A 4,105-nucleotide genomic window follows, 5' to 3' on the forward strand; every position below is an offset into this window, starting at 1 on the left:
CAGGAACAGCGCGCCCGTCAGGTCCGCCCCCGACAGATCGGCGTCCCGCAGGTCCGCGCCGATCACGTCCGCGTCCCGCAGGTCCGCCCCCGACAGGTCGGCACCGATCAGGTACGCGCCCCGCAGGCTCGCCCCGCGCAGCTTCGCGCCCCGCAGCCGTGCCCCCATCAGGTCGGCGCCCCGGTGGTCTCTGCGGCGCCCGGGAACCCCCGCACGGGCCAGCTCACTGGCGCGCAGCAGCAGCGCGCCCACCTCCGCCCGCACCGGCGCCACGTCCAGGGCGCGCAGCTCGTCCGCGGGCGCGCGCGTCAGCGCGTCCACCCGCGCGTGCGCCCTCCGCAGATCCCTGTGCACCGGCCGGGCCGCCGGGAGGTCCAGGGCCTCCGCCGTGTACCGCAGCAGCTCGTGCAGCTGCCGCATCACCGGGAACACCTCGTACATCGCCCGCGCCGATTCCGGGTCCTCGCGCCAGCTGCGGCCGCCGAACGTCACCGTCGACACCTTCTGGCCGGCTCCGAAGCAGTCGAAGACCGTGCAGCCGTTGTAGCCGCTGTCCCGCAGCCGGTCGTGGATTCCGCAGCGGAAGTCGGCCCGCAGATGGCCGCACGGCGTGCCCGCGGGCTTGTCCGCCGCGAAGTCCGCCGACCGGGCGAACGGCAGCGCCACACAGCACAGCCCGAAGCAGTTCGCGCAGTCGGCTCGGAGGTCGGCGCGTTCGGTGTGCGGCGTGTGACGGGGGTGCGAGGTGCGCGGCGACAAGACGGGTGCTCTCCTCAGCGGCGGGCGGGGCGGACGTACGTGCCCATTGTCCCTCCTCCGGCGACGGCCGGGTTCGCTAGCGTGGAGCCATGCCGCCGTTACACGGGGGAGGGTGACATGGGCCGGCCCGTCGGCGACGAACGCCATCCCGGAACGCTTCCCGTACAGCACCTGCGCCCCGGGGACCACGCGTTCCTCTGCTACGACAGCGAAACCCCCGGCTGGGACGTCCTCACCGCGTTCGTGTGGACGGGGCTCGCCCGGGGCGAGAAGGTCATCGTCTTCGGACCGCCGCGGCTGAGCGACGCGGAGCTACGGACCAGGCTCAGCGACGCGCCGGGGCCGCTGGTCGCGGCCGGCTGTGAGAGCGCGCAGCTCACGCTCGGCAGCATCCGCGAACTGATCCTGCCCGCACGGCGGTTCACCGCCGAACGCCAGTGGCAGCGGATCACCGAGGAGGCCAGGGCGGCCCGCGACGACGGCTACAGCGGACTGCGCGCCTACATCGACATGGGCTGGGTCCTGGACGTCGGGGAAGGCGACTTCGACCTGATGATGGACCGCGAACGCCGCGCCGGGCACCTCTTCACGGACGGCTTCTACAGCGAGATCTGCGCCTACGAACGCACCCGGTTCCCCGGGCCCGTCCTGGAGGCCATGTGCCGGGCCCATCCCCGCAACCTGCTCCCCGCCCTCGGGCAGCTGAGGATCCAGCGCGGCGCCTCCGTACTGCGCGTCATCGGCGACGCGGACACGGCGACGTACGAGCGGTTCGGCCGGGCCGTCGCCGACCTCCTGCGGGACCCGCCGCGGGACCGGCCCGTCACCGTCGACCTGCTGCGCACCGGCTTCCTCGGCGCCGACTGCGCGGCCGAGCTGGTCCGCGCGGTCGCCCGGGCACCGGCCCGCCCGCCCGTCCGGATCCGCTGCTCGCCGGGGCACGCGCTGCTGCTGCGGCGCTGCGGCGCGGACCCGGCCGTCCTGGACACGGCGGGGTAGGCACATGGCACCGCACACGGAGAGGGACACGGCCGGGACGGCGCCCGGCGAGGGTGAGGACATCCTGCTGCGCCGCTCCTTCGGCGGCCCGGACATCCCGCGGCTGCGCATGCTCGTGGCGGGCCACGCGGCGCTCGCGGGGCTGCCCGAACCCCGGCGCGGTGACTTCGTGGTGGCCGTGGACGCCGTCGCGGGCAACGCCGTGCGGTACGCGGGCGGCGGGGGCGACCTCGCTCTGGTCAGGACTCCGAAGGAGCTGGAGTGCCGGGTCACCGACCGGGGGCCGGGCTTCACGCAGGACGTGATCCCCGACCCGGCGCCCGGCGTGGGCGGCGCGGGCCCGGGGCGGGGGCTGTGGCTCAGCCGGCTGGTCACCGACCGGTTCACGGTGGCGCCGTGCCCGGCCGGCGGCTGCACGGTCAGCTTCGCCATGCGGCTCGACTGACCGGCGTACACCCCGTCACAGGCCTACACCTCGTCACCGGCGTACACCCCGTCAGGAGACGGCGGTGCGCGCCTTGGTGATGACCGTGTCGAGCAGCGCGAGCAGCACCTCGCGCACATCGCCGCGCTCCCGCGCGTCCAGCATCAGCACCGGCGTCCCCGGGTCGCGCAGCCGCAGCGCCGCCCTGATCTCGTCGGCCGTGTACGCCTGTTCCCCGTGGAAGCAGTTCGCGCCGACCACGAACGGCAGCCCGCGGCTCTCGAAGAAGTCCACGGCCGGGAAGCTGCGGTCGAGCCGCCGCGTGTCCACGAGCACGACGGCGCCGAGCGCCCCGTTCAGCAGGTCGTCCCACATGAACCAGAACCGCTCCTGGCCGGGCGTGCCGAACAGGTAGAGCACCACGCCGGCGTCGTCCAGGGTGATCCGGCCGAAGTCCATCGCCACGGTGGTGGCCGTCTTGGCCTCGATGCCGCCGAGGTCGTCGACGCCGATGCCCGCGGACGTCAGCCGTTCCTCGGTGCGCAGCGGTTCGATCTCGGAGACCGTCTCGACGAGCGTCGTCTTGCCGACCCCGAACCCTCCGGCGATCAGCAGCTTGACGGGGGCCGGCTCCTGGCCTTCGGCCGCGACGGTGTCATATCCGGGCAAGGTTGTCCCTGATTCTCATGAGCAGATGGACGTTGGTGGTCCCGGCGCCCTCCAGCGGCGGCCGGTGGTGGATCAGCCCGCGGTCCGCGAGCTCCCCGAGCAGCAGCGCCATCGGGGTCAGTCGCATCCCCATGCGCGCCGCGAGCTCCGCGACCGCCCTGCCGTTCGGCGCCGGGCAGAGCCCGAGGACGACCTGCCACTCGGTGGGCAGGCCGTCGAGCGCGTCCCCGGCGACCGCCGCGGTGATGGTGGTGTCCATGGTCAGGACGGTGCGGGGGGCGTCCGTGCGGCCGTCGGTCAGCGCGTACAGCCGTGTCCGGCGGCCCGGGCGCCGCGGCTCGTCGGACATTACGAGGCGGGGGACTGGGCGCGGTCGGGGGTGCCCAGCCACTCGCCGAGCGCCTGCGCGGTCCGTACGGCCTCGCCGCCCAGCTCACCGAGCCTGGCCTTGCGGGACGTCACGACGATGAGCGTGCTGCCCTCGCCGCAGCCCACGATGCACAGGTACCGGTCGTCCATCTCGACGAGCTGGCGGATCACCCGGCCGCCGTCGACCTCCCGGGATATCGCCTTCATCGTGGCGGCGATGCCCGAGGACGCCGCGGCGATGCGCTCCGCCTGCGGACGGTCCAGCAGGTACGCGCTGAGCTTGATGCCGTCGTTGGACAGGAGCACGGCGCCCTGGATGCCGGCGATCCTGCTCAGGTTGTTGTCCAGGACGCTGTAGATCATGTCGTTCGCTGTTGTCATGGCTGATCCCGTCGGAGCTCTTCTTCCACTTTCCTGGTCCCGTCCTCGTAGTCGGCCCAGGCGTCGGCCACCTCTTCGGGCGTCGCCGCGGGCGATGCCGTCGTGCCGCCCTCACCGTCGCCTCCGGCCGCCGGGCCTGTGCGGGGGGTGCGGAGCTGCTCGGCCATGTGCGTCTGCGGGACGCGCTCGGGCAGGGCCGGGCGGGCCTTCTGCGGGCCGGGCACGACGTGCAGCACCGGTTCCGGCGACGTCGGCGTCGGCACCGGGGCGGGAGCGGGGGCCGGGGCCGGTGCCTGGGCCGGTGCCGGCTCGGGCGCGCGGGTCTGCGCCGGGAGCGGCAGGGGCAGGGGCAACGGTGGCGGAGGGGCCGGTTCCGTGCGTACCGGCGCGGCCACCGGGTCCTGCTCCGTCGGCACCAGGAGCCGCTGCGGGAGGATCACCACCGCGGACGTGCCGCCGTACACCGAGCGGCGCAGTGTGACCGTCGCGCCGAGCTGGTCGGCG

6 protein-coding genes and 1 pseudogene are annotated in these 4,105 nt (G+C 74.3%); 2 read left to right on the top strand and 5 right to left on the bottom strand.

The window, feature by feature from the left end; translation table 11 throughout:
* On the bottom strand, positions 1-759 hold a 759-nt coding region (locus tag HTZ82_RS03285), incomplete at its 3' end, for a pentapeptide repeat-containing protein (protein ID WP_217623618.1).
* A 117-nt stretch (positions 760-876) separates the two neighbouring features.
* Between HTZ82_RS03285 and HTZ82_RS03290 the strand changes: the two genes are divergently transcribed.
* Positions 877-1,758, top strand: a complete 882-nt coding sequence (locus HTZ82_RS03290) for an MEDS domain-containing protein (protein ID WP_175407730.1) — start codon at positions 877-879, stop codon at positions 1,756-1,758.
* Positions 1,759-1,762: 4 nt separating this feature from the next.
* Entirely contained in the window at positions 1,763-2,203 is a 441-nt protein-coding gene (locus HTZ82_RS03295) for an ATP-binding protein (protein ID WP_175407731.1), read from the top strand.
* Positions 2,204-2,254: 51 nt separating this feature from the next.
* Here the strand turns inward: HTZ82_RS03295 and HTZ82_RS03300 are convergent, their stop codons facing one another.
* From HTZ82_RS03300 to HTZ82_RS03315, 4 genes and pseudogenes are all read right to left on the bottom strand, one after another.
* Positions 2,255-2,851: an ATP/GTP-binding protein gene (locus tag HTZ82_RS03300; protein ID WP_217623619.1), complete on the bottom strand. Its 597-nt coding sequence runs from the start codon at positions 2,849-2,851 to the stop codon at positions 2,255-2,257.
* Positions 2,838-3,200 carry a DUF742 domain-containing protein gene (locus HTZ82_RS03305; protein WP_175407732.1) on the bottom strand — a complete coding sequence of 121 codons (363 nt, stop codon included), beginning with the start codon at positions 3,198-3,200 and terminating at the stop codon, positions 2,838-2,840. Before HTZ82_RS03305 ends, HTZ82_RS03300 begins: the two co-directional genes overlap by 14 nt.
* On the bottom strand, positions 3,200-3,601 hold the full coding sequence (locus tag HTZ82_RS03310) for a roadblock/LC7 domain-containing protein (RefSeq protein WP_175407733.1): 402 nt from the start codon (positions 3,599-3,601) through the stop codon (positions 3,200-3,202). Before HTZ82_RS03310 ends, HTZ82_RS03305 begins: the two co-directional genes overlap by 1 nt.
* Positions 3,598-4,105 (bottom strand): annotated as a pseudogene (locus HTZ82_RS03315) (hypothetical protein); the annotation flags it as partial. The gene HTZ82_RS03310 and the pseudogene HTZ82_RS03315, both read right to left, overlap by 4 nt.

Source organism: Streptomyces sp. TRM64462 (assembly GCF_013362995.1).
GTDB lineage: Bacteria > Actinomycetota > Actinomycetes > Streptomycetales > Streptomycetaceae > Streptomyces.